The sequence below is a fragment of the Lysinibacillus piscis genome, assembly GCF_026012395.1.
In the GTDB taxonomy this organism is placed as follows: domain Bacteria; phylum Bacillota; class Bacilli; order Bacillales_A; family Planococcaceae; genus Lysinibacillus; species Lysinibacillus piscis.
Map to the genome: position 1 here is coordinate 30,466 of NZ_BRZA01000008.1, position 24,595 is coordinate 55,060.

The 24,595-nt window shown below is 37.5% G+C and carries 30 protein-coding genes and 1 riboswitch; of the genes, 13 read left to right on the forward strand and 17 right to left on the reverse strand.

Annotation, left to right across the window (positions count from 1 at the left end; genetic code table 11):
• Positions 1-52: 52 nt before the first annotated feature.
• The 4 genes from OPF91_RS17480 (at position 53) to OPF91_RS17495 (ending at position 4,049) form a co-directional block, all read left to right on the forward strand.
• Complete coding sequence (locus OPF91_RS17480; protein ID WP_264990218.1) at positions 53-964, forward strand: TIGR01777 family oxidoreductase; 912 nt, start codon at positions 53-55, stop codon at positions 962-964.
• A gap of 130 nt (positions 965-1,094) precedes the next feature.
• Complete coding sequence (locus OPF91_RS17485; protein WP_264990219.1) at positions 1,095-1,919, forward strand: polysaccharide deacetylase family protein; 825 nt, start codon at positions 1,095-1,097, stop codon at positions 1,917-1,919.
• Positions 1,920-1,952: 33 nt separating this feature from the next.
• Entirely contained in the window at positions 1,953-3,332 is a 1,380-nt protein-coding gene (gene rlmD, locus OPF91_RS17490) for a 23S rRNA (uracil(1939)-C(5))-methyltransferase RlmD (protein WP_264990220.1), read from the forward strand.
• Between the two features lie 114 nt (positions 3,333-3,446).
• The gene (locus OPF91_RS17495) at positions 3,447-4,049 is read left to right on the forward strand and encodes a class I SAM-dependent methyltransferase (RefSeq protein WP_264990221.1); all 603 of its coding nucleotides are present in this window, start codon (positions 3,447-3,449) and stop codon (positions 4,047-4,049) included.
• A 37-nt stretch (positions 4,050-4,086) separates the two neighbouring features.
• On the opposite strand, the gene OPF91_RS17500 is transcribed toward OPF91_RS17495, so the two are convergent.
• The 6 genes from OPF91_RS17500 to OPF91_RS17525 form a co-directional block, all read right to left on the reverse strand.
• Positions 4,087-5,163, reverse strand: coding sequence for an anti sigma factor C-terminal domain-containing protein (locus OPF91_RS17500; protein WP_264990222.1), 1,077 nt, complete (start codon positions 5,161-5,163; stop codon positions 4,087-4,089).
• Entirely contained in the window at positions 5,147-5,656 is a 510-nt protein-coding gene (locus tag OPF91_RS17505; RefSeq protein ID WP_264990223.1) for an RNA polymerase sigma factor, read from the reverse strand. The genes OPF91_RS17500 and OPF91_RS17505 overlap by 17 nt, the downstream gene beginning before the upstream one ends.
• A 536-nt stretch (positions 5,657-6,192) precedes the next feature.
• The gene (locus OPF91_RS17510; protein WP_264990224.1) at positions 6,193-6,369 is read right to left on the reverse strand and encodes a putative motility protein; all 177 of its coding nucleotides are present in this window, start codon (positions 6,367-6,369) and stop codon (positions 6,193-6,195) included.
• A 182-nt stretch (positions 6,370-6,551) separates the two neighbouring features.
• On the reverse strand, positions 6,552-6,743 hold the full coding sequence (locus OPF91_RS17515) for an ABC transporter permease (RefSeq protein WP_264990225.1): 192 nt from the start codon (positions 6,741-6,743) through the stop codon (positions 6,552-6,554).
• 177 nt (positions 6,744-6,920) lie between these two features.
• A complete protein-coding gene (locus OPF91_RS17520; RefSeq protein WP_264990226.1) occupies positions 6,921-7,172 on the reverse strand; it encodes a hypothetical protein in 252 nt (83 codons plus the stop codon).
• 295 nt (positions 7,173-7,467) lie between these two features.
• A complete protein-coding gene (locus tag OPF91_RS17525; RefSeq protein WP_264990227.1) occupies positions 7,468-8,643 on the reverse strand; it encodes an MFS transporter in 1,176 nt (391 codons plus the stop codon).
• Positions 8,644-9,008: 365 nt separating this feature from the next.
• Here OPF91_RS17525 and OPF91_RS17530 point away from each other — a divergent pair, with 365 nt between their 5' ends.
• A complete protein-coding gene (locus OPF91_RS17530) occupies positions 9,009-9,197 on the forward strand; it encodes an SE1561 family protein (RefSeq protein WP_264990228.1) in 189 nt (62 codons plus the stop codon).
• A 33-nt stretch (positions 9,198-9,230) separates the two neighbouring features.
• Here the strand turns inward: OPF91_RS17530 and OPF91_RS17535 are convergent, their stop codons facing one another.
• Positions 9,231-10,016 carry a YwqG family protein gene (locus OPF91_RS17535; protein ID WP_264990229.1) on the reverse strand — a complete coding sequence of 262 codons (786 nt, stop codon included), beginning with the start codon at positions 10,014-10,016 and terminating at the stop codon, positions 9,231-9,233.
• A 159-nt stretch (positions 10,017-10,175) separates the two neighbouring features.
• Between OPF91_RS17535 and OPF91_RS17540 the strand changes: the two genes are divergently transcribed.
• Entirely contained in the window at positions 10,176-11,711 is a 1,536-nt protein-coding gene (locus OPF91_RS17540) for a fumarate hydratase (protein WP_264990230.1), read from the forward strand.
• Positions 11,712-11,904: 193 nt separating this feature from the next.
• Positions 11,905-13,824, forward strand: a complete 1,920-nt coding sequence (locus OPF91_RS17545) for a heavy metal translocating P-type ATPase (protein ID WP_264990231.1) — start codon at positions 11,905-11,907, stop codon at positions 13,822-13,824.
• Between the two features lie 13 nt (positions 13,825-13,837).
• Here the strand turns inward: OPF91_RS17545 and OPF91_RS17550 are convergent, their stop codons facing one another.
• Positions 13,838-14,758 carry a YihY/virulence factor BrkB family protein gene (locus OPF91_RS17550; RefSeq protein ID WP_264990232.1) on the reverse strand — a complete coding sequence of 307 codons (921 nt, stop codon included), beginning with the start codon at positions 14,756-14,758 and terminating at the stop codon, positions 13,838-13,840.
• A 23-nt stretch (positions 14,759-14,781) separates the two neighbouring features.
• The gene (locus tag OPF91_RS17555; RefSeq protein ID WP_264990233.1) at positions 14,782-15,108 is read right to left on the reverse strand and encodes a YtxH domain-containing protein; all 327 of its coding nucleotides are present in this window, start codon (positions 15,106-15,108) and stop codon (positions 14,782-14,784) included.
• Between the two features lie 162 nt (positions 15,109-15,270).
• Here OPF91_RS17555 and OPF91_RS17560 point away from each other — a divergent pair, with 162 nt between their 5' ends.
• Positions 15,271-15,492, forward strand: coding sequence for a DUF1128 domain-containing protein (locus OPF91_RS17560; RefSeq protein ID WP_264990234.1), 222 nt, complete (start codon positions 15,271-15,273; stop codon positions 15,490-15,492).
• 57 nt (positions 15,493-15,549) lie between these two features.
• Here OPF91_RS17560 and motB read toward each other — a convergent pair whose 3' ends face one another.
• Positions 15,550-16,314, reverse strand: coding sequence for a flagellar motor protein MotB (gene motB, locus OPF91_RS17565; RefSeq protein WP_264990235.1), 765 nt, complete (start codon positions 16,312-16,314; stop codon positions 15,550-15,552).
• The gene (gene motA / locus OPF91_RS17570) at positions 16,298-17,095 is read right to left on the reverse strand and encodes a flagellar motor stator protein MotA (protein WP_264990236.1); all 798 of its coding nucleotides are present in this window, start codon (positions 17,093-17,095) and stop codon (positions 16,298-16,300) included. Before motA ends, motB begins: the two co-directional genes overlap by 17 nt.
• A gap of 186 nt (positions 17,096-17,281) precedes the next feature.
• Between motA and OPF91_RS17575 the strand changes: the two genes are divergently transcribed.
• From OPF91_RS17575 to OPF91_RS17585, 3 genes are all read left to right on the forward strand, one after another.
• A complete protein-coding gene (locus OPF91_RS17575; protein ID WP_264990237.1) occupies positions 17,282-18,517 on the forward strand; it encodes an aminopeptidase in 1,236 nt (411 codons plus the stop codon).
• Positions 18,518-18,625: 108 nt separating this feature from the next.
• Positions 18,626-18,760: a hypothetical protein gene (locus OPF91_RS17580; RefSeq protein ID WP_264990238.1), complete on the forward strand. Its 135-nt coding sequence runs from the start codon at positions 18,626-18,628 to the stop codon at positions 18,758-18,760.
• Positions 18,761-18,887: 127 nt separating this feature from the next.
• The gene (locus OPF91_RS17585; RefSeq protein WP_264990239.1) at positions 18,888-19,454 is read left to right on the forward strand and encodes a beta-class carbonic anhydrase; all 567 of its coding nucleotides are present in this window, start codon (positions 18,888-18,890) and stop codon (positions 19,452-19,454) included.
• A gap of 62 nt (positions 19,455-19,516) precedes the next feature.
• Here OPF91_RS17585 and OPF91_RS17590 read toward each other — a convergent pair whose 3' ends face one another.
• From OPF91_RS17590 to thiT, 6 genes are all read right to left on the reverse strand, one after another.
• Positions 19,517-20,104, reverse strand: coding sequence for a GNAT family N-acetyltransferase (locus OPF91_RS17590; protein WP_264990240.1), 588 nt, complete (start codon positions 20,102-20,104; stop codon positions 19,517-19,519).
• A 152-nt stretch (positions 20,105-20,256) separates the two neighbouring features.
• Positions 20,257-21,066, reverse strand: a complete 810-nt coding sequence (locus OPF91_RS17595; protein ID WP_264990241.1) for a polyphosphate kinase 2 family protein — start codon at positions 21,064-21,066, stop codon at positions 20,257-20,259.
• 114 nt (positions 21,067-21,180) lie between these two features.
• Positions 21,181-21,936, reverse strand: coding sequence for a type I methionyl aminopeptidase (gene map, locus OPF91_RS17600; RefSeq protein WP_264990242.1), 756 nt, complete (start codon positions 21,934-21,936; stop codon positions 21,181-21,183).
• A gap of 176 nt (positions 21,937-22,112) precedes the next feature.
• Positions 22,113-22,796 carry a DUF3169 family protein gene (locus tag OPF91_RS17605; protein ID WP_264990243.1) on the reverse strand — a complete coding sequence of 228 codons (684 nt, stop codon included), beginning with the start codon at positions 22,794-22,796 and terminating at the stop codon, positions 22,113-22,115.
• Positions 22,796-22,996 (reverse strand): helix-turn-helix transcriptional regulator, encoded by a 201-nt coding sequence (locus tag OPF91_RS17610; protein WP_264990244.1) that lies wholly within the window; start codon positions 22,994-22,996, stop codon positions 22,796-22,798. Before OPF91_RS17610 ends, OPF91_RS17605 begins: the two co-directional genes overlap by 1 nt.
• A 211-nt stretch (positions 22,997-23,207) precedes the next feature.
• On the reverse strand, positions 23,208-23,762 hold the full coding sequence (gene thiT / locus OPF91_RS17615) for an energy-coupled thiamine transporter ThiT (RefSeq protein ID WP_264990245.1): 555 nt from the start codon (positions 23,760-23,762) through the stop codon (positions 23,208-23,210).
• Between the two features lie 85 nt (positions 23,763-23,847).
• A riboswitch (TPP riboswitch) is annotated at positions 23,848-23,955 on the reverse strand.
• Between the two features lie 117 nt (positions 23,956-24,072).
• Here thiT and OPF91_RS17620 point away from each other — a divergent pair.
• Positions 24,073-24,396 carry a magnetosome magnetite crystal formation protein family gene (locus OPF91_RS17620; protein WP_264990246.1) on the forward strand — a complete coding sequence of 108 codons (324 nt, stop codon included), beginning with the start codon at positions 24,073-24,075 and terminating at the stop codon, positions 24,394-24,396.
• Positions 24,397-24,423: 27 nt separating this feature from the next.
• Complete coding sequence (gene yxzF / locus OPF91_RS17625) at positions 24,424-24,546, forward strand: small protein YxzF (RefSeq protein WP_264990247.1); 123 nt, start codon at positions 24,424-24,426, stop codon at positions 24,544-24,546.
• Positions 24,547-24,595 lie beyond the last annotated feature (49 nt).

Sequence of the window (24,595 nt, forward strand, 5' to 3'; positions counted from 1 at the left end):
TTTTTATGTACTACTTTACCTATGATACAATAGCTAAAAAGAGGTGGTTTCGATGAAAATAGCCATTGCTGGTGGTACAGGCTTTGTTGGTCAAGCTTTAACAAAATTATTGCAACAAGAAGGACACGAAATCATTATTTTAACACGACAATCATCAAAGCAGAGGCAATCCATTCAATATGTTCAATGGCTCTCACCTACTTCAACACCACAGCAAGCTTTAGAAGGTGTTGATGCGTTTGTCAATTTAGCAGGTGTTTCACTGAATGCAGGTCGTTGGACAACGAAGCAAAAGAAAGCTATTTATACAAGTCGTATGGACACAACACTTGCTATTGTTGAAATTATAGAACAGCTCACCAACAAACCGAAAGTACTCATCAATGCGAGTGCAGTTGGCATTTATCCAGCCTCCACTACAGCTATTTATACCGAAAATTCAACAGATATTGCCACCGATTTTTTAGGTACGACTGTTCATGATTGGGAAAAACATGCAAAGCGTGCTGAACAATTGGGCGTTCGTGTTGCTCTTGCACGATTTGGTGTTATTTTAGGTCGTGATAGTGGCGCGCTTCCACCAATGCTACTACCATATAAAATGGGTATCGGCGGTACAGTCGGTTCAGGTCAACAATGGCTATCATGGGTACATATTGAGGATGTAGCTCGTGCGATTTATTTTGCTATTATGAATGATACTATCCGTGGTGCATTCAACATAACTGCTCCAAATCCAGTGCGCATGAAAGAGTTTGGGCAAACCATCGCCAGCGTTATGCAGAAAAAGCATTGGCTACCCGTACCAAGTTTCGCTATGCGCTTAGCATTAGGTGAGCAAAGTGTGCTTGTTTTAGAAGGACAGCAAGTGTTACCCACTATGCTCGAAAAGCAGCATTTTACTTTTCATTTCCCACATTTACAACAAGCACTCGAGGATTTATCCCATATTAACAGCCTGTAAAAACCTGATTGCTGAAACTAACAAGTATTGGGGAATTCCCAATAATTGAAGTTTCACTTTATTGCAATAGAGCAGGATAATTTTATAGGTATCAACGCATCCTAACAAAAAAAGAAAGGATGCGTTTTTTATGTGGAAACAACATATTGTAGGCATTGCGATTGCTACCTTTATTATTGCCGCTGGAATGAGCCTCAATCCCTATAAAGCCGCTAGTGCTGATGAATATCATTGGGGCTTTAAACGGGCTAAAAATGGCGAACAAGCTGAGGCTGGCGCACAGCTCGACCAGCTTCTTGATGAATATGGAGCCATCTATAAAGGAAAGCCCGATAAAAAAGTCGTTTATTTAACATTCGATAATGGCTACGAAAATGGCTTTACAGCAAGCATTTTAGATACATTAAAAAAGGAAAATGCCCCTGCGACCTTCTTTTTAACAGGGCATTATCTTGAAAGTGCTGGTGATTTAGTGAAGCGGATGGTTGCAGATGGTCATACAATCGGTAATCATTCCTATGGTCATCCAAATATGGCTAAGTTGACACCGGACGGGATGCGCGCTGAATGGAAAAAATTTGATGATAAGCTTCGTGCATTAACAGGTATTGATGGTACAACATACGCACGTCCACCAGAGGGGATATTTAATGCGAAGGTATTAGAAGTCGGTAATGCAGAGGGCTACCGCCATATTTTTTGGTCGATTGCCTTTAAAGATTGGTTAAAAGATGAACGCCGTGGTGCAGATTATGCTTATAATGCCCTAATGGCACAGCTTCACCCTGGCGCTGTGATTTTAATGCATACTGTCGCACAGGATAATGCGGAGGCACTGCCATTATTTATCGCCGAGGCGAAAAAGCAAGGCTATACTTTTTTATCACTTGACGAATTAGTATTAGAATATGAAGATTTCCCTGTCGCTTTGCAAGTTCCTATTCCTTCGTTATAATGAAAAAAGGAACTTAAGAAGGACGTGGCAGGTTTGACAAATCAAACAACAATGGAAGTTGGACAAAAATTTCCACTAACAATTAAAAGATTAGGTATTAATGGTGAAGGGGTTGGCTTTTATAAGCGCAATGTCGTCTTCGTTAAAGGCGCTATTCCTGGTGAGGAAGTAACAGCACAGGTAACAAAAATAGAACGTAACTTTGCGGAAGCTCATATTGTCGCTATACGCAAATCTTCAAAGTATCGTCAGGAAGCACCTTGTCCTGTCTATGATGAATGTGGCGGCTGCCAGCTTCAGCATATGACTTATGAAAAGCAACTAATCGAAAAACGTGATATCGTCATTCAAGCATTAGAGCGCTATGCCAAGCCATTAGCTTCAACAGTGGAAGTACGTCCAACAATCGGTATGGACAATCCATGGCATTACCGTAATAAAAGTCAATTCCAAGTACGAAAAGAAGGTAAACGTGTCTATGCTGGTCTATTTGCAGAAGGCAGTAACAAGTTGCTCAATATTAATGACTGTCTTGTTCAGCATCCAATCACATCAAAAATTACCGTGGCAACACGTAAAATTCTACAAAAATTAAATATCACGATTTATGATGGTCGTACATTAGATGGTTTAATACGCACGATTGTTGTACGTACAGGTATCCGTACTGGTGAAACACAGGTGGTACTTGTGACGACACGTAAGGATATCCCACATTTAACTGAATTAATTACACGCATAAAAAAAATTGACCCAAGTATCGTATCCATTGCTCAAAATATTAATCGTGACAAAACATCTCTTATTTTCGGTGATGAAACGATTGTATTAGATGGTAAAGAAACGATTCATGAGGAGCTCGGTGAATTAGCCTTTGATTTATCGGCACGTGCCTTCTTCCAATTGAATCCAATGCAAACAGTTCATTTATATGACGAAATTAAAAAAGCAGCAGCATTAACAGGCAAAGAAACAGTTGTTGATGCTTATTGCGGTGTTGGTACAATCGGCTTATGGCTAGCAGGTCAAGCAAAGGAAGTACGTGGCATGGACGTCATTCCTGAAAGTATTCAAGACGCACGTAAAAATGCACGCAACCATGGCTTCAAGCATACAAAATATGCAGTTGGTACGGCTGAAAGTGTATTAGCGAAGTGGCGAAAAGAAAGTTTTACACCAGATGTCATCACGGTAGACCCACCACGCACAGGGCTAGCGCCTGAATTTATCCGCACTGTGCTGAAATTAAAGCCAAAACGCTTTGTTTACACATCCTGCAATCCATCTACATTAGCAAAGGACTTACAGCAATTATCGACGCTGTATGATGTTAAATATATTCAGCCTGTGGATATGTTTGCTCAGACGGCACAGGTAGAGTGCGTTTGTAAGTTAGAGTTAAAAAAGAAATAGCTACTCTTGAACCGCATGAAGACATCTTTCATGCGGTTTTGTTGTTTATTATTAACACCTTCTTAGCCATTCATGTTACTTTTTATAGACAATGACAGGATGGGAGCTAAACTAATGGGTAATATTGATATTTTTGAAAGAATTGCGAGCAGCTATGATACAAATGAAAGAGCGGAAATCGCTAAAATAGCAGCAAATGCTATTCGTGCACAATTAATAGATGCCTCCACGAAAGATGCCATTGATTTCGGCTGTGGTACAGGGCTGATTGGTATGCACATGTTAAATGATTTTAAATCGGTGCTTTTTCTAGATGCAGCACAAAATATGGTCGATCAAATTCAGCACAAAATCACTGAATTTAATATTCAACATGCACATACACTATGCCTCAATATCGAAAATGAAAGCTTAGCCAATGTACGCGCTGACTACATCTTTATGGCTCAGGTATTACTTCATATCGAGAATATCGAATTTGTCTTAACACGATTATACGATGTGCTGAATGAAGGTGGACATTTGTTAATTGTCGATTTCGATAAAAATGAAAATGTCGCAACAGATATGGTGCATAACGGCTTTGAGCAAGCTGAATTATCCTCATTATTAGCGAAAATTGGTTATCAAAACATCCAATCGAAAACCTTTTATCATGGTGAAAAAATATTTATGGCACAGGATGCTTCCATGTTTATTATGGATGGTCAAAAATAAAAAAACGTACCCTATATACGCAATAGGGTACACTGCTCTAATATTTATCTACAATCACACCCAATGATGACGCCTTAATAAAATCAAGCCCCTTCAAACTTGCTAACTGCTGTTTATCTCCTGTCACAATCGCACCATAAATCACAAGGTCATTAACAGCTAATCCATCCGTGCCACCAATTTTTTGCGCTAAACGTCGGTATTCCTCCTGTCTAGCTTTGTTAGCATCCATATTCCCACTAACTGCCTGTACAAATTGCCATGCTAACTTTCTCTTCATATCAAAATGCAGCTGTGTGCCTTGATTAATTGCTCCTACGAATTGCTCTGCCGCATTGTCTATAGGTTGATTGTTATAATCAAATAAAGAAAAGCCATACGCTGTCTGTGCAGGTCGTAATAAAAGGTAGGGGTTCCCCTTTGTTTGCTTACCTCCTGCATTTGTAGAAAAAGTTTTGCCCGTATAATCTTCTGTCAAAGCTTCATCTACATCCTTCACCCACAACCAAGTAGTTCTCACATCCTTTGGCAATTTATCCAATGCCTCTTGAACAGAAAAGCCTCGATTGAAAGATAAAGCCATTTCCATCACTTTATCATCACGAATCTCAGGCAATAATGCTAAATCATTGCGCATTTTTTGATACTGCCCAAATGGATAGAAAAATACCATTTCACGATAGCCTAATTCTGTATAACTTACATGCTCAGCACTTTTCTCATCATAGCTCTGAAAAAATGCAGCTGCATAACCGCTTCCTCTTGGCATTACATGTTCTGCTCCCACCCCATAGCCATAACGCCCTTCACCTGTTGGTACAATTTTTCCTTCAATCCATTTATATGTTTTATACTGTGTTTCTCCACCTAAAAAACCATTAAAATTACTTCTGACACCAATAAAATTCGTTGTCCCTGAAATTTTTTGGCGATTATCAAAAACATTCCTTTCCCAGCTAGCGAAAAAATCGGATAACTTATCATTACCTTTTTTCCCAACAGCAAAGGCTATAATTAGCACAATTAACGTAATCAATATAATTTTCCAAGTCGCTCTCCGTTTTGCTTTACGAATTGTTTTCGTCATTTTTTCTGTATCAAAAAGATGATCCATGCTCTGTCTCCTCCCAACGTTTTTTAAAAGTTGCACGTGCCCTCTGTAAATACGTTTTGACATGTGCTTCACTCACCGCCAAAACGGTAGCTATTTCTTTATATGAAAATTCCATATCATACTTCATTAAAAGTAACTGCTGAAACATCGGCTGTAGCCCCTGCAAGGTTTCATAAAGCCGTTCATTATGCTCCTTTTGTAAATATGATTGCTCCCCGTCTGCTAGTGCAGAGCTTACTCTTTCAAGCTCTTCCTCTCCCCAATACGTCATACGCTGCTGTTTATTATAAAGCGTATAATAGCGATTCAATGCCACCTTAAATAACCATGCCCGTAAATACTCAGGTTGGATAGTTGTTAAACATTCCATTGTAGTGACAATCGTTTCCTGTACAATATCCTCTGCATCCTCTTTCCTTGCCCCTATTTTCAATAAATATTTGAAAACGACCTCTGCCTGTGCAAGCAAAAGGCGCTCCCATTCATCACTCATACTTCACCAACTTTCATTTGTGGACGTCCATTTTAGTTAACTTATCCATATAACAATCTAATGGTGTAAATGTATACAACTTTTTTAAAAAATTTTTACAACATAGAAAAAAGACAAATGCGCATACCATTCGCCTTTTCTTCTAATTATTTAATTTTGAAAAGGAAACACCCTTTGAAAAAAATTTTTTATCGCTCTGTTTAACACAACTAATTAGAATGTTTCGTTGTATAACCTTTTCTAATATTTAAAGATGGTGAACACTCCATTAAGAATTTAAAATATCGGCATAACTATATTACCTAATTTCACCTATTCCAATATTCCTTTTCAAATTCATTAAACATAGCCTCTCTTCCATTTCTCTATGAAGACTACCATTTTCGTTAATCTCAACATAATAAAAAAACAAAATAATATTTTTATTATATATATGGAATTTTCTATTACAATCGTTATTTTCAAAAAAATATCCATACAATTATGTCATACTGCATAAAAAAAGCCCACGACTGAAAAAATCGTAGGCTTCTTTCTTACACCTGTGCATCAAATAATTGACCTTTATATGGATGCTCAGCAGCAGGGGCAGGCATTGTTTCTAGTAGTTCAACCACACCTGCGCCAGCATTTAACGTTTTATCCAATATGGACATTTGTAGTGTTTGCTGTAGTTCTGTTAATTGACTAGCCATCATTGCATTAATTTCCATTATAACCCCTCCTTTTTTGTTATATCGGCTCTTTTTATCCTGTATTAACAACTGTAAAAACCTGATTGAAGGTTCACTTTATGTATATATGAAAACAACAAGGCGCTGCTCCAAATAATGATGGTTGAGCAGCGCCTTTAGTCAAATGTGTCTTGATCTTCGTATGGTTCAATTTTTTCCAATTACTGTGCCTCCTGTAAGAATGTCTTATTGTTCTCAAGAAGCTGAATCATCGATTGAAGAATCTTGTCCTCCAATCTTTGTGATGAATTAACCTCTTTGGCAATGATTCTCTTTAAATCTAAAATTGTTTGAACTTCGAGCATGTGCTTTTCAGCTAATTTGAAAGCCTGCTCTAACTGACCGGTCACCATGGGCAACACTCCTTTTCAAATGTATTCCTTATTATTATATCAAAATCCAGCAAGAAAATTCACTAATTTAATCTAAATTTTCTTACAATTTTAAAAAGGCGGCGAAATATGAACATCTTATTATATATAAGTTCAACAAAAAACAGCTCTCTAGTCATTTAAAGAGCTGTGCATTTCTTAATTATCTAAATATTCTTCTAATTGACTTTGCAAATAGTTTAGTTGCTTTACTTGTGAATGAGGAAAACCATCCTTCTTTGTTTTTACTGCACACATCCAACAGGAGCAATGAACCTTACCCTTTGCGAATTGTCCAGTATAGCGAAAATGCCAATCATAGCATTTCGCAATTTTTAATTTCCGTTGAATCATTCTTCTGCGATGATGTCGATAATAGGCACGACTTCGATTTTGATGATATGGTTTCATGTACTATCACTCCTTGGGTAACGTGCTCAACCTGCAATAATCCCCCAAGGTTCATTACAGATTATTACAGGTTGAGCCTTGTGATAGTAAATAAGTCGGTCCAGTTTCTATTCATTTCCTACACCTCTTTCATTGAAAATTATACCCATTTTATAAACAACGTGCTATAATAGCGTCTAGGTGCCAAACCTATGTGACAGGGACGGAACATCCTTGTCACGCAAAAAACGCCATAACAGCACGGATTTGCTGGGCGTTTTTTGTTTTATGAGCGGGAGATGAGCCCCGCTCTTTTTTATTTTGTAAGTATTCCTGAATTTCCTTTTTGCTGATTGCCAAACAACAATAAAACCAGTGTCACCATTAGTAATAATGCTGCTACTAATAATAAGAAGCTATAATTTTTCACATACTCCAAATACATACCACCTAAAAATGGGCCTGTTAAACTACCAATGCTCATGCCAATACCACATAATAAATTTCCTGTTGGCAACAATTCCTTCGGTGTTAAATCAGCCATATAAGTAATGCCTAAAGAGAACATAGAACCTACCAATGTACCTGCCAAAAAGAATGCCACCGCTACCGCTAGTTGGGAATGCTCTAAAAAGCTAGCAATAGCAAAAATAAGCGATCCACCAAGTGAACCTAACATTAGCACTGTCCGTCTCCCAATAGTATCTCCCAATGCCCCTAAAGGTACCTGTGTGAAAATACCACCAAATGTAAAAGCAGATAAAATAATTGGAATCATGCTAATCGAAAAACCTTTTCTCAGCGCATAAACAGGAAATAGCGCATTTAATGCTGATTCTAAAAATCCATAGACGAATGGTCCTAAAAGTGCTACCCAGCCCACTGCTATTGCTGTTTTATAACGCTGCCAGCCCTTTGCCTGTAAATCACCTGTTAAACGTTCTGGCTTGTCATTTTTTAAGAAAAAGACAAATGCCCATGCTAGTAAGCATAGCACTGACGAAACGATAAATGGTAAGGCTTCTGTAATATTAATGAGCTTGACCATTAATGGACCAACAGCAAATCCTATGCTAAAGGATAAGCCATAAATCGCCATTGTTTTCCCTAAACTTTTATGTGCTGTTGTACTTGTTAGCCATGTTTGTGTGGCAAAGTGTAACGCATGGTCGCCTACTCCGATTAATAAACGTAGCACATACCAAAACATCACACTTTTCCATAATGGAAAGGCCATTAATGCTAAGAAAACAAGCCCTCCCCCTACTAAAATGATCGGCTTATATCCCCATTTGCGTAGTGGCTGTTCAATAAATGGGGATACAAGTAGTGTCCCTATGTATAAGCCTGTTGCATTTAAACCATTTAATGCAGAGGACACACCATCTCGTTCAAAAATAATTGAAATCAATGGTAATAGCATCCCCTGTGAAAAGCCTGATATTGACACGATAATGACCAAAATAATAAAGCGCTTTTTGCTGTAATCCATAATATACTCCAATCTACTATTCTTCCATCTTACAGCATAGCAAAAAGCCTCAGCGCTCACCACATGTGATTTTACGCTAAGGCTTTACGTCATATCAATTATGTCTTGTTCCATATACAATAAATATTGGCCTGTGTATCAGCGAATATTTGATCCAATCCCTCCCCTACCTATTATTGTTTCTATGTCTTTTGCTAACCAGCTCCTTTACTTATTCTTAACATAAGATTAACACGTAGCTTCATTATTGTAAATATTCAGATTATTTATTTTACAAAATAATCGCTTAGTCCTAGCTTTTCATTGTACGATTGAAATTTAGTGCCTAATCCGCTACGATTAAGATGATGAAATGAGGTGTATATATGTCCAATCCAATTACAGACAAGCAACAGCAAGTCGTTTATTTACGTGAACGCTTAGAAATGTTTTTAGAGGTGCTCGATGCCATTGATCCCGAAACAACAGAATTAGAGGACATTGACCGTTTAATTCAAATGATGGATGATTTAGAGGACAAAATGGATCAATTCAATGCACGTGAGGACGCATAAAAAGTAAGCGAGCTAGAATGCTCGCTTACTTTTTTAATGGCAATCCCAATTATAAACTACTTTACTAAAGTCTTTGCGCTTTAACTCATCCTCTGTGATAAAGAAGTTGCCAACACCGACGTCTCCCCACATAATATCGTTTCCAATACTATCAATTTGCAATAATAAAACAGTAGAATCTGTATAATTTCCATATGCTCGTGGGTCTTCCTGTGTAAAAAATGGGTAGCCACCGATTTTATGACCTGTACCACTGAATGTATCATAAAAAGCATCTTCTAATGCATCATTTCCTTCAAGTTCTTCTAATATATCAGCATACAGCTCTCGACTTCTGAAATCATCAATTGTAAGAGGTTCATAGGTCGTTTCAAAAGACAGTGCCATTTCCTTTTCTACTGGGAAATAAATATCTTCTCTACCCGCTGTGACAAATGTAAAATCCTTTTGCAATTGTGTTTCATCCTCAATAATATGCTCATGGAAAATAATGCGGAAGCCGTCCTGATTTTGTCCATTATCAAAATCCATGCCTAAAATATCATCTGCATCAATATAAAATTGCAGTATCCCCTCTGTTGGAAAGTTGGATACATGCCTTGGCACATCAGCAAAATTGATTTGTGCTAGTAGTTTTAGAGGCTGCCCCTCTGATGTTGTCGGATAATCCATTGTTAATGGAAAATAAGGATCCCCCGCAAATTTACTTTCAACTAACGATGTTGGTCGTACTTCTGTTGTCACATACACAACTGGCTGTAGCGTTTCTTCTATTATAGAGCGATATTTCTCAAAAGCCTCTGGTAATGGCATTGACATCATAAAACCTCCCAAACTTAGTATATCCCCATTATAGAACAAACGTTCCTTACAATCAATGAAATTCTTTCGACAAAAGCTGCACCCTTTTTTTCATTAATTGAAAAGAGTATAATGTAACATGGAAATTATCATATTTTCTATGGGGGGCATTAACAAATGAATAATCAAAACTTGGAGAAAAGTCTTTATGATTTAATTACAGAAACATCGACAAACCTACCAAAGGATGTACGTCGTGCGATTAAAAAGGCTAAAGAGGCAGAAAACGCTGGTACTCGTGCTGCTATGAGTTTAGATACAATTGCTAATAACATTAAAATGGCAGAGGACAATGTATCACCAATTTGTCAGGATACAGGCCTACCGACATTTAAAGTATACACGCCAGTGGGTGTCAACCAATTAGAAATTAAAGCAGCTATTAAAAAAGCGATTGCTGCAACAACAGCCGATGCTAAGCTCCGTCCAAACTCTGTTGACTCTTTAACTGGGAAAAATAGTGGGGATAACTTAGGTGATGGCGTACCTGTTATGAAGTTTGAGCAATGGGAAAACGATTATATTACCATCAAACTTATTTTAAAAGGTGGTGGCTGTGAAAATAAAAATATTCAATACAGCTTACCATGTGAATTGGATGGCTTAGGTCGTGCTGGGCGTGATTTAGATGGTATTCGTAAATGTATTTTACACTCTGTTTATCAAGCACAAGGACAAGGCTGTTCAGCAGGGTTTATCGGTGTAGGTATCGGTGGTGACCGTTCTTCTGGCTATGATTTAGCAAAAGAACAATTATTCCGTCATGTAGAGGATACAAACTCAAATCCAGATTTAGCGCAATTAGAAGAATATGTAGTCAAAACAGCGAACACATTTGGTATCGGTACAATGGGCTTCGGTGGTGAAGCAACATTATTAGGCTGTAAAATTGGTGTTATGCATCGTATTCCTGCATCTTTCTATGTATCTGTTGCTTATAATTGCTGGGCTTACCGTCGTATGGCCATCGACCTTGATGCGCAAACAGGTGAAATCATCAAGTGGCATTACCAAGAAGGTGAAAAAATCGCCTTCGCTGACGAGGCTGCTGCAACAACAGAAGACACAACGACAGATGTGATTGAATTAACAGCACCAATTACAGAAGAACAAATTCGTGCATTAAAAGTAGGCGATGTAGTTTCTATTACAGGTCGTATGTATACAGGTCGTGACGCAATCCACCATCATTTAATGAGCCATGATGCACCTGTTGACTTAAATGGACAAATTATTTATCACTGTGGCCCTGTTATGGCCAAAGATAAGGAAGGTAACTGGACAGTGAAAGCAGCTGGTCCAACAACATCTATTCGTGAGGAGCCATATCAAGGCGATATTATGAAAAAATTCGGTATCCGTGCTGTAATTGGTAAAGGCGGTATGGGACCAAAAACACTAGCAGCATTACAAGAACACGGTGGCGTATACCTAAACGCAATCGGTGGTGCAGCACAATATTACGCTGACTGCATTAAAGGTGTAGATGGTGTAGATTTAATGGAATTTGGTATTCCAGAAGCAATGTGGCACTTAAATGTTGAAAAATTCACAGCTGTTGTAACAATGGATTCACATGGTAAATCATTACATGCAGATGTAGATAAATCATCATTAGAAAAATTAGCACTTCATGCTGAACGAGTATTTTAATTAATCATAAAGAGCACAGATGAGTCCATTATGGAGCATCTGTGTTTTTTTCTTGATTTCTTCCATCTCCTTATTTATAATAATTATAAATTAATATAAATACTAATTGAAAATTAATTTCATTAACAAGTTGCTTTTTATGAACATATAATACTAGGTATGATATTGAAATTCATTATCAGGAGGAGCTACCATGGAATACTCTAATCGAGAAAATATAAATTTAATTGAGAAAACAAAAGAACATGCTGAATTAATTGCTGCACTGATGGCAGGACTATTTATCGTCTTAGCATGGCGATTGGATGTGAATCAGCAAACAACAGCAGCCATTATGCTTTACTTAATTGCCTTTGCTGTCGGTGGATTTGCAAAAGCGAAAGAGGGCATTGAAGAAACGATTAAAGAAAAAACATTGAATGTCGAATTATTAATGGTGATAGCTGCCATTGGTTCTGCTGCTATTGGATATTGGACAGAAGGCGCGATTTTAATCTTTATCTTCGCAATGAGTGGCGCATTAGAAACGTATGCTATGAATAAAAGTCAGCGAGAAATTTCTGCACTGATGAATTTACAGCCAGAAGAGGCATGGCTTGTACGGGGGAATTTTGAACCAATGAAAGTTGCCGTCTCTACTTTAAAAATTGGTGATCATCTACTCATTAAACCAGGTGAACGTGTACCAGCAGACGGTGTGATTTATAAAGGTCAATCTTCTATTGATGAATCCGCTATTAGTGGTGAACCATTACCTGTTGCCAAAAGCAAGGGCGACGAAATTTTTGCTGGTACGGTGAACTTAAATGGCACCATTACAATGGAAATGACAAAGCCGAACAGTGAAACATTGTTCCAAAAAATTATTCAGCTTGTACAAGAGGCACAAAGTGAAAAATCTCCTGCCCAACAGTTTATTGAAAAATTTGAGGGAACTTATGTGAAATTTGTCTTAGCAGTTGTTGCGTTGATGATGGTGCTCCCCCACTTTTTACTTGGTTGGGATTGGACAACAACCTTTTATCGTGCCATGGTGTTATTAGTTGTTGCATCACCATGTGCCCTTGTTGCTTCGATTACGCCTGCAACGTTAGCCTCTATTTCTAATGGAGCTAAAAATGGGATTTTAGTAAAAGGTGGCTTACATCTTGAACATTTAAGTGTTTTGCGTGCATTAGCGGTTGATAAAACAGGGACGCTTACACAAGGAAAGCCTGTTGTAACAGATTTTATTGTACATTCTGATTCAGCACGTGATACGATTTTAGCTACACTAGCAAGTATAGAAACACAATCCAATCATCCCCTTGCCCAAGCGATTACAGCTTATGCAAAAGCAGAGGGCATCACCAATTTACCGCATGTAGCGATTGAAGATGTTCCAGGTTGGGGAATTAAAGGCACTGTCGATACTATCGAATACCATGTTGGAAAAGCTGATTTTGTTGGTACAGAGGCCGCACAGCAATTTGCAGGAGGAATTGCTTCACAGCTTGCTGAAGAAGGGAAAACCGTTATTTTTATGCGTAATGCCGAAGAAATCATTGCATTGGCCGCATTAAAAGATACCGTTCGTCCTGAAGCAAAACAAGCGATTGCCTTACTAAAAGAGCTAGGTATTCATACAGTCATGTTAACAGGTGATAATGACAAGACAGCTCGTGTAATTGCACAAGAAGCTGGTGTAACGGAGTATATTGCTCAGTGCCTACCACAAACAAAGGTCACAGAGATGAAACGTTTACTAGATGAATATCAGTTTGTTGGCATGGTTGGAGATGGCATTAACGACGCACCAGCTCTTGCCACTGCTACAACAGGTATTGCAATGGGCGAAGGGACAGACGTTGCAGTAGAAACAGCAGATGTCATATTAATGAAAAATGATTTATCCAAAATTGCTTATGCTGTGCGTTTATCTCGTAAAATGCAACGAATTGTCAAACAAAATATCTTCTTCTCATTAAGTGTCATTGTACTATTGATCGCATCAAACTTTTTACAAGTAGTAGATTTACCTTTAGGTGTGATTGGACATGAAGGCAGTACCATTTTAGTCATATTAAACGGCTTGCGTATGTTAACCGTTCGTAAAAACAGCCTTGCATCATAAGTGCGAGGCTGTTTTATCTATTATTATCTTCTTTTTGCAATGCTTTTTTTTGAGTGGTGGCATTTAATACCCCACCAAAAATTAAAATAATGCCAGTGAAGTACAGCCATAGCATCAAAATAATAACGCCACCAATACTACCATATGTAGCTGAATAGTTCGCAAAACTATTGATATAAAAAGAAAAGGCATATGTGACCATCAGCCAAGCACATGTCGCAAATAATGCTCCTGGCCATACACCTATTAGCTTGAGGCGTGGCGTTGTATTCGGCACAACCCAATAAATACCCATTAAGACAATCAAAATGAGTAATGGTGGCATAAACCATCTTATTTTTTGCCAAACCGTACTAAATTCCTCTTCTATGCCGATAATTGAAAATAAAAAATAGCCGATTTGCTGTCCAAACACAGGTAATAGTAAGACAACCGCAATAACCACTACAAAAACAATCGTGAAAACAAGCGACAGTCCCCTATCCAGTAAACTTGCTCGCATCTCTGTATCATAGGCTTTGTTCAATGCTCGAATGAGGGCATTAATCCCCTTTGAAGCAGACCATATTGTTCCCAGTACCCCAATAGATAATAAGCTGCTATTTCGATTCGTTAAAATTTCATTTAATGTGCTTTCAATGAGCTGATATACTTCATCGGGCATAATATTCACTAAAAATGAATAGACCTGTGTCGTTTGTAGATTCAAATAGGGTAATAATGTCACTAAGAAAATAAGTAAAGGGAAGAACGATAACAAAAAGAAATAAGCCAATTGTGCAGCAAGTGCTGATACATCCACTCGTTGTAAGCGTAATATCAAATCTTGGACAAAGCCCTTGAATGTCATGATATCTACAGTACTTTCATCTGCTGTAAAAAAGGATTTTACTGAGTGAAAGGCTGCTAGGATTGTTGCTTTTTCCTTCTCCATTCGCATCTCCTCCTATACCATCATTATTCTTCATTTGGTACAGCAAAGGCTGATTTCGTATCATGAATCATCCCTTGAATTGTTGAAGGTAGTTCTTTGAATTCGTCAACTTTTTCAGTAATCATATTGACATTATCTGTGACGTTATCTACTAATTCTTTCACCGTTGATACCTTTTGCTCGATTACCTCTTGTAACTCTTCACGATGTTCTGCGTAATACGAAATCGTTTCTTTCATTTTTTTCGTCGTTGCTACTGTTTTTTCTCTTGTTGTACGATCCAGCATACTAAGTGCCGCACCCACTGTTGCACCTACTACAATCGATACTAGCAATTTACTTCGTGCCATACTTGTTCCTCCTTCATATAGTACTTCCTTTATTTTACCCAATAACCGCCTATTTTTAAAGCAATGTCCAATCGCTTCCAAACAATCATTAAGAATTAGTTGACAATTTTCACAATCAATGAAATGATATGTGCGAAGATGAATGAAAGGTAGGGTTTTATAATGAATTTAGCCATCCCGTCCAAAGAGAATGTTGTATACATGGTGGAACAAATGAAGGACAAGCTCCGCATGGTGAATGTAGATGCCATGAAATCCGAAAGCTTTGATGAGGCCAATTACGAGGACCTTGTTTATTTATACGAAATGGTAATGAAACGCGATACATTTAGCCCTAGCGAAATGCAAGCCATTGTCGCAGAATTAGGCTCTTTGCGTAAATAACATGCAAAAAAAGCTATTAGTTTAGGTGAACTTTCCCTCTACTAATAGCTTTTATCTTTATTTAACTGTTGAACCGTCTTCCGTTACAAGTGGCTGAATTAGTACTTCCACACGACGGTTTTTTGCACGTCCCTCAGCTGTATCATTTGGCGCAATCGCTCGGTCCTCACCATAACCCTTTGCACTCAAATTCTCTTTCAATTGACCATTGCTCTCTAATAATGCCATGTAAAAATTAGAAGCACGCATTAATGATAGCTCCATATTTGAAGAAAATCTAGGTCCAGCAGGTACATTATCCGTATGCCCCGTCACAACAATACTACGTGGTGGATTGGATACTAGTACATCTGCAAGCTCTTTCACTATAGGCATATATTCTGATTTGATAGTGGCTTGTCCTGAATCAAATAAAATACCATCCTTAATAGTCACCAACAAACCTTCATCTGTCATTTCTGTTGCAAGCTGCTCCTCTAACTCATTGACAGCAATAACATTTTCCACACTTTGCTGAATTTCCTCTAGCTTTTGTTGATCCTGCATATAAGCTGAATTTTGTGTAGGCTTTTTCGGTACTTCCTGACTATCTGAATTCGGTGTTTCCACTGGTGCTGGCTGATCTAAAAAGCCATACCCACCTTCAAATATTTCTGAAAAAACAGCGGACATTTGTGCTAATTTTGCTTCGTCAGATGAACTTGTAGCAAATAGTACAATAAATAAGGCTAACAATAATGTTAAAATATCTGCATACGGTACTAACCAAGATTCATCTACATGCTCTTCATGTTTTTTATGCTTTTTATGCCTCTTTGCCAAGGCCATCCGCTCCTCCTGTAATTTCTTTACGTTCTTCTAAAGATAGATAAGAAGCTAATTTTTGCTCAATTACACGTGGTGCTTCCCCTTCTAAAACGGATAAAATTCCTTCAATCATCATACGTTTTTGCTTTACCTCTACTGCGGATTTACGTTTTAATTTATTAGCAAATGGATGCCATAATACATAACCAGTAAAAATCCCTAGTAATGTGGCTACGAATGCCGCTGAGATGGCATGTCCTAGCTTTTCAATATCACTTAAATCGGTTAAGGCTGCGATTAAACCGATAACTGCTCCAAGTACCCCAAGTGTTGGCGCATATGTACCTGCTTGCGTAAAAATTAAAGCTCCACTTGTATGACGATCTTCCATCGCTTCTACTTCTTCTGATAGTACATCACGAATATAGTCAGCATTTTGACCATCAATTGCTAGTGTCAAACCATTTTTTAAGAATGGATCTTCAATTTCTGATGCTTTACTTTCAAGGGCTAATAAACCTTCCCGTCGTGCTAAATCTGCCCATTGAGAAAACATTTTAATAATGTCAATATCACTTGCTAGCTTTGTTTCTGTCATTAATACTTTAAATAGCTTTGGTACACGCTTCAATTCCTTCATCGGGAAGGCAATTACAACGGCTGCAATGGTACCAAAGATAATGATTAAAATAGCGGCTGGATTGGCTAGTGCTCCTAAGCCTACCCCTTTTAACACCATCCCGGTTAACAATGCAACGAATGCAATTATTAAACCAACAATTGTAGATATATCCATTTTTAAACCTCCAACTCTTCCTTCATCTATTTTCCATATTATCATCTATCATAATATATAGTATAAATGTATTTCACTTTTTTTTCGACGAAATAAATGCTTTTTATTCACTTTTCTCATATATTTGATTATATTGAATTAAGAGTTACACACAAAATTGCCTTTATTGTGAAAGGGGTTAAGGATTTGTTATCATCATTTAATACAAAATTGCTAAATTATGCTGAACTAGCCGTAAAAGTAGGAGTAAATATCCAAAAAGACCAATACCTTTATATAAGCTGTTCGACCGATAATTTAGAACTCGCACGCATTATTACAACTATTGCTTACGAACAGGGGGCAAAACAAGTTTTTGTCGATTTCGCTGATGATGTACTTACTCGTACACGTTATGAAAAAGCACCACAGAATTCTTTCGACTTTTTCCCACCTTGGAAAATTCAAGAGCGAGAATGGTTAGCTGAACAAGGGGCTGCATTTTTAAGCATTATGTCTCAGAGTCCTGATTTACTAAAAGGAATCGAGCATACGCGTATTGCCGCATCACAAAAAGCCAGTGGTGAAGCTTTACGAAACTACTATAACTTGCTACAGGCAGATAAATTTAGTTGGACAGTCATTGCAGCACCTTCTCCAAAATGGGCTGCCATCGTATTCCCTCACCTTCCAAAAGAAGAACAGGTCATAGCCTTGTGGGAAGCTATATTTGACGCAACACGTGCCAAGTTAGAAAATCCTGTAGCTGCTTGGGCAGAGCACAATCAACAGCTAGGTAGTAAAGCACAGTATTTAACAGCTAAACGTTACCAAACATTACATTATACAGCACCAGGAACTGATTTAACGGTGACATTACCTGAAGGACATCTTTGGGCTGGTGGTGGCAGTGCTAATACACAGGGACATGCTTTTATGCCCAATATGCCGACAGAGGAAATTTTTACTGCACCGTTAAAGACAGGCGTAAACGGCTATGTATCTAGCACAAAACCTTTAAGCTACGGTGGCAATATTATCGATCGTTTCAAGCTAACATTCGAAAATGGTCGTATTATTGACTTTGAAGCAGAGCAAGGGCAGGATATTTTAGCTGCTCTTATTGGGACAGATGAAGGATCTCACTACCTTGGTGAGGTGGCATTAGTACCACATAATTCTCCTATTTCCCAATCGAATTTGTTATTTTACAATACATTATTTGATGAAAATGCCTCTAATCATTTTGCGATTGGACGTGCCTATGCCTTTTGTATCGAGGGTGGAAAAACGATGTCCTCAGAGGAGCTGTTAGAAAATGGTTTAAATCAAAGCCTTACACATGTGGACTTTATGATTGGCTCTGGTCAAATGAATATCGATGGTATCACGGCAGATGGTCAAGTTGAACCGATTTTCCGCGATGGCAATTGGGCATTTTAAACCATGTTAAGCTAGATATGTTATGTATGTCATAAATTATCCTTACATTTCACCAACAATCTATTGTATAATTTGTAGTAGAGTATTTTAGTAGGGAGGCGTTTGCACATGTTCGTTGCTACAGTTCTTGGTTTTTCAAGTGTACTATTAATTTCTATTGCATTCTTTATCCATTACTTACGTGTTGGATTAGATTCTAAATCTGCTGTAACAGTAGATCCACAACCAAAAGAAAAATATTAATTTTAATGAAAACAGCTACTGTTAAGTGGCTGTTTTTTCATTAAAATTATGTAAATTGCATATTTATTCTTTGCAAACTTCAAATTTTACTTTAAAATACTTTCTTAAAGGAAAGGGGTAATATACCATGACAATGTTACAAGATATTTTACAGTTCAATCACAATTTTGTTGAAGAGAAGCAATATGAACCTTTCATTACAACAAAGTATCCTGACAAACGCACGGTTATACTATCTTGTATGGATACTCGTCTCGTTGAGTTATTGCCAAAAGCAATGAATCTACGCAACGGAGATGTAAAAATTATCAAAAGTGCAGGTGCGCTGGTTAGCCACCCATTTGGTGCGATTATGCGTAGCATCCTCGTCGCAGTCTATGAGCTTCAGGCCGATGAAGTATTCGTTGTTGGACATTATGATTGTGGTATGAGTGCAGTCGATTCAGAAGCGATGATTCGTAAAATGATTGACAGAGGGATTAGCCAAGAGACAATTAAAACCATTGAATATTCAGGGATTGATTTATATGATTATTTACGAGGGTTTGACAATGTTACAACAAGTGTAGAGATGAGTGTTGATACAATTCGTAATCACCCACTCATGCCAAAAGACACGCTTATCCATGGTCTTGTTATTGATCCAGGCACTGGTCGTCTTGACCTCATTAAAGATGGTAGCCTACAAAGTTAAAAATCTTTTTAGATAAATGAAAAGTGTCTGCTCTACATTCATTGTAGAATAGACACTTTTCTTTAAGTATGCTCTAATCGTGCGTACATATAATGATCTACCCATTGACCATTAATGTATAATAATTCTTTTAATAAACCTTCACGTTGAAAGCCTGATTTCTCTAAAACACGCATAGATGCTTTATTTTGTGTGGATACATAGGCCTCTACACGATGTAAACCAATTTGCTCATAGGCAAAACGTGCAACCATGTTGACCGCTTCCGTGACAATGCCTTGCCCGACATACATTTCATCCATCGCATATCCCACAAAGCCACTAGAATATGGCAACCGCTTAATGGCATATAATGCAATATGTCCGATTAAATTATTCGTTGTTTTTTCAAAAATGCCAAAAGTAAATTCTCGCTTGGAGTCCATTAAATATAAGCTTTCTTGAATTTTTTTATATTGTGCTGTCACCGTATAATATTCTGGACGTTGTAATGGCTCATAAGTAGACCAAAAATGTTTATTGCGACTGACAAGGTCTGCTAAACGCTGTGCATCATGCTCTTGGAATGTACGAATGTAGCATTTTTCCCCCTGAATTGACACCACATTGCCACCTTTTTTCATTAATAAATTCCAAATTTTAAGCACCATTTTCCCACACTAGCCTTCCTCATAGTTTCCTTAATCATCATATGTGAAAAAAAATGCTGTTACAACTAAAACAATCGAGGTTTTGGTTACACAGCATCTCATTCATTTTGGTTCAACAGACTGCAATGGTTTCCTTACAAAAACATAATGGATTATTTCACTTTTTGTGTCTTTGCTTGTACTTCATCATTTGAAGAAGATTCTAAATGTGCTTCTTCCAACACATTTGTTAAATGTAAACCACGTCTCTGTGCTTCACGTTCAATGTGAGCAATCGTCTCTTGCAACACATGGACACGTGCATATTTTTTATCATCACCAGGCACTAATATCCATGGTGCATGTTTTTTATCGGTTTTACTAAACATATCATTTGCTGCATCGATATATTGTGGCGTTTTCTCACGATTGCGCCAATCCTCATCTGTAAGCTTCCATGCCTTGTATGGATTTTCTTCACGCTCTTTAAAGCGCTTTAGCTGTTCTTCATCTGACACATGCAGCCAAAACTTAATCACAATATAATGGCCATCTGTTAAAAGTTGTTCAAAGTTGTTTATTTCTTCATAAGCTCGTGACCATTCTTCTTTTGTCGCAAAGCCTTCGATTCGCTCTACTAACACACGTCCATACCAAGAACGGTCGAAAATAGCTATTTGCCCATGTTGCGGAATCTTTCGCCAAAAACGTTGTAAATAATTATAACGTAACTCATGTGGCTGTGGTGCAGAGATAGGATGTACAATATAGCCTCGTGGATCTACACGCTCGATTAGACGTTTAATAGCACCGCCTTTACCAGCCGCATCCATTCCTTCAAATACTAAAATTAAGCCGATTTTATTTTTCAATAAAAACTGCTGTGCATTTAGCATTTCATATTGAAGTACCTTTAGCTTTTTTTTATACATTTTTTTGTCTAGTTCAATCGATAAATCTAAATCATTTACATTTTGCCCCATCACAATCTCTCCTCCCATTTCTATATTTTAATTTTACTAAACAAATATGGAAATGCCTATTAGCTAAAATAAATAAAAGGCATGATTTGCTTATCATGCCTCTGCGTTACTATCTTATTCTTCATCCAATGCTGTTAAAATAATCGGCTTATCCTTTGTCACAATCACAGAATGCTCGATTTGTGCAACAAGCGATTTGTCTGGTGTGATGAATGTCCAACCATCCCCAGCTTCTACAATATGTTCGGCCTGTGCTGAAATAAATGGTTCTACCGCAAGCACCATGCCTTCTTTCATAATTGTTCCATCCCAAGCATCATAATAATTTAAAATATGGTTTGGCTCATCATGTAAGGAACGTCCTAAGCCATGACCTGTTAAATTCATAATAACAGTTAAACCATTGGCATTGGCTTCACGCTCTACAGCTTTGCCAATTTGATTGAGCTTTGAGCCTGCACGTACCTTCGTCATCGCACGGTCAAAGGCGCTTTTTGCTACATTACATAGCTTTTCTTGTAACTCATAGCCTTCACCTACTACAAAAGAAATACCAGTGTCCGCAAAATAGCCATTTAAAGAGCCCGATACATCGATATTAACAATATCCCCCTCTTTAATGACGCGCTGTCCTGGAATACCATGTGCGACTTCTTCATTGACACTAATACACGTATAGCCAGGGAAATCATATTCTCCTTTAGGTCCAGAAATAGCACCTGCCTCCGCAAACATACGACCTGCTATTTCATCTAATTCAAGTGTTGTTACACCAGGCTTTGTCGCTGCTTTCATTGCCTCACGAATTTCTGCACAAATACGTCCAATTTTTTTAAACGCTTCGATTTCTTCTTGTGTTTTTACAATCATTTCTAACGTCCCTTTCTTCTTAAATGTCTACCCTTAACTATAACATAACTTTTCAAGCATAGAACTCAAAACGCTTGGAATATTATATGCTGCTCAAAATGGACGACTACGGCTATTTGCTGCATAAGCAAAAATGCCAAAACGTTGATGCCTCAACATTTTGACATTTAAAATCACTATTTATTGCGAATCGTTAACATATATTGTGTATTGGTAATGATTAGAATAAAGACAATGATAAAAATAGCTAGTAATTGTGACACACCTGACACCGCAGAATAACCAATCAATATAAATATCGCTAGAAGCAATAAGCCATTCAAACTAGCAAAAGCTCCATACAAGCCTTGCAATATCACATGTCGTTCACCCTCATCACTTATTGCTAATATTTTTTTAGCATAATCTTTATCGTTTACAGATGGCCAGTTACGTTCAGGTTGAAGGGATTTCCCTAAATTTGCATATATTGTATTCAATACGATACTTACTAACACTAATCCTAAGCTAATAAAAATAAAAATATTTGGTACATCTGTTAAACTAACAATTGCTAGCATTAAAGTTGAAAAATAAATCGCTGTATTGGAAGCAATCATGGTATCACTAGAACGTTTATATTGCAGTGTTTCTAATTCATCCTGTGCATCGCCTACTAATTGCTTTTTCGCATCTCCTTTCACCTTCATATAGCCAATCAAACTAAAAGATATCAATATCATCGTAATAATCATAAAAATGATAGTGAATTCAAACCCCATTGCCGGCATATTTACATCAAATTTCAAATGCATTACTCCATATGCCACAATAAAACCTGCTATAGCTCCTAACAACATTTTTCCAACATGCTTTTTCATCATTCATCCTCCTCAAAAAAGAAAATATCCCCAATTGATTCATTAAATATTTTTGCAATGCGCACAGCGATTAATAATGATGGAATCAGCTCTTCTCGCTCAATTAAGCTAATAGTTTGTCGTGAAACTTTAGCCAACTTTGCCAGCTCTGTTTGATTAAGTCCATCACGTGCTCGAAGTTCCTTTAATCGTGTTTTCATCCTTTCACCTCTTAGCTATAAGATAATACATATTTCTATTTTTGACAAGTATATTTTACAAAATGTATTTTTTATTAGTCATTATGTAAAATTTTTTATTCAAAAAAGCATGCACAATCTATAGTAGATGTACATGCTCCTTACTTTTCTTATTATGAACACTGCTCATTAACAAAACCTTTTTGCGGATAGACGTAAAAGGCGCTGTTGATTAGCGTTGTATTAATTGTGGTCTTGCTGTAAATACTAATACACAAATGATTGCTGTTAAAATTGTGGCTGGTAGCATATATGTACCGTTGTAAATAATGGAGTAAACCCAAGCATTTTGGTCACCTGCAAACTCCTTAAAGAAGATCGCTCCTCCAACTGTATGTGTTACATAACGTAAAAGACCTGCGATAACTGTGCCTATAATAATATAAAGTGCCATCGTTTTCTTTTGTTGCTGTTGCGCTGCTCCTAATACAGGACCACGAACAATAGCTGCCAAGCCAACAACTGTGAATGCCACACCATAATCCAATATTCCTTGTAACCAATGAACAATATATGGATTAAACATCGTTTGCATCACACCAACTAATAAACCTGTTGTCATGCCTGCTAATATGCCCCAACGAAATGCAATTAACACGATTGGCACCATGACTAGGCTAACAGAGCCCCCCTGTGCCCATACTTTAAAGGAAATTTGATCGAGTACAAGCCCGATTGCTGCAAATATCGCTATTTCCACGAACATTAATAATCTTTTTTTATCCATCGTTCTTCTCCTTTATGCTGATGTAGACGACAAGAATAAGCATAGAAAAAAACGATGCAAGGACAGAGCCTCACATCGTTAAAGTGTCAGTTTCTATCCACATCCCTACGCAAGTGTTAACTTACAGGTTCAAAGAGTCGAGGCATTACGTGCCAAGTCTCAGCTGACATCATCAGCTCCCCTTGTGGTCATTACAGCTTGATTTAATTGAATATTTTCATTGTACGCAAATGCAAACAGAAGCACAACTATAATTTTTTGAAACTTTCCCTTTTTTCATGCGTAAATATTAACAAAAGGGGGAAAAGTAATGGAGAATCAAAAATTATTAGCTGCATTAAGCTATCTAAGTGTGTTTTTTGCGCCATTTCTTGTACCGTTAGTCGTTTATTTTGTATCCAAAGACCATGAAGTGAAGAAACATTCGATGCGTGCACTTCTTTCACATTTAATTCCTATTGTTTTCGGTCTTATTTTCTTTGCTGTCTTTATGTTCTTTTCCATTAGTATGAATACAGAGTCATTTAGCAATTCATCTATCTTGATTTTGTTTGGCTCAATGGCGCTTTATGGACTTGTCGCACTCGGCGTGTTAATTTGGAACATTATCCAAGCCGTTCGTGTTGTCCGCTAATCTATTTTATAACTAGGAGTGATTTATATGAAAGTATCTAATGTTGTCAAAACAGCCATTAAATTAGCACCTATCGTTATTCCAATTGTCAAAAAAGTACTCGATTCAAAAAAGGGAACGACGCCAAACGTCACTCCACCGAAAAAATAAACGTGCTCTCCTTGTAAAAGGAGGCACGTTTATTTTGTAAGTGAAACAC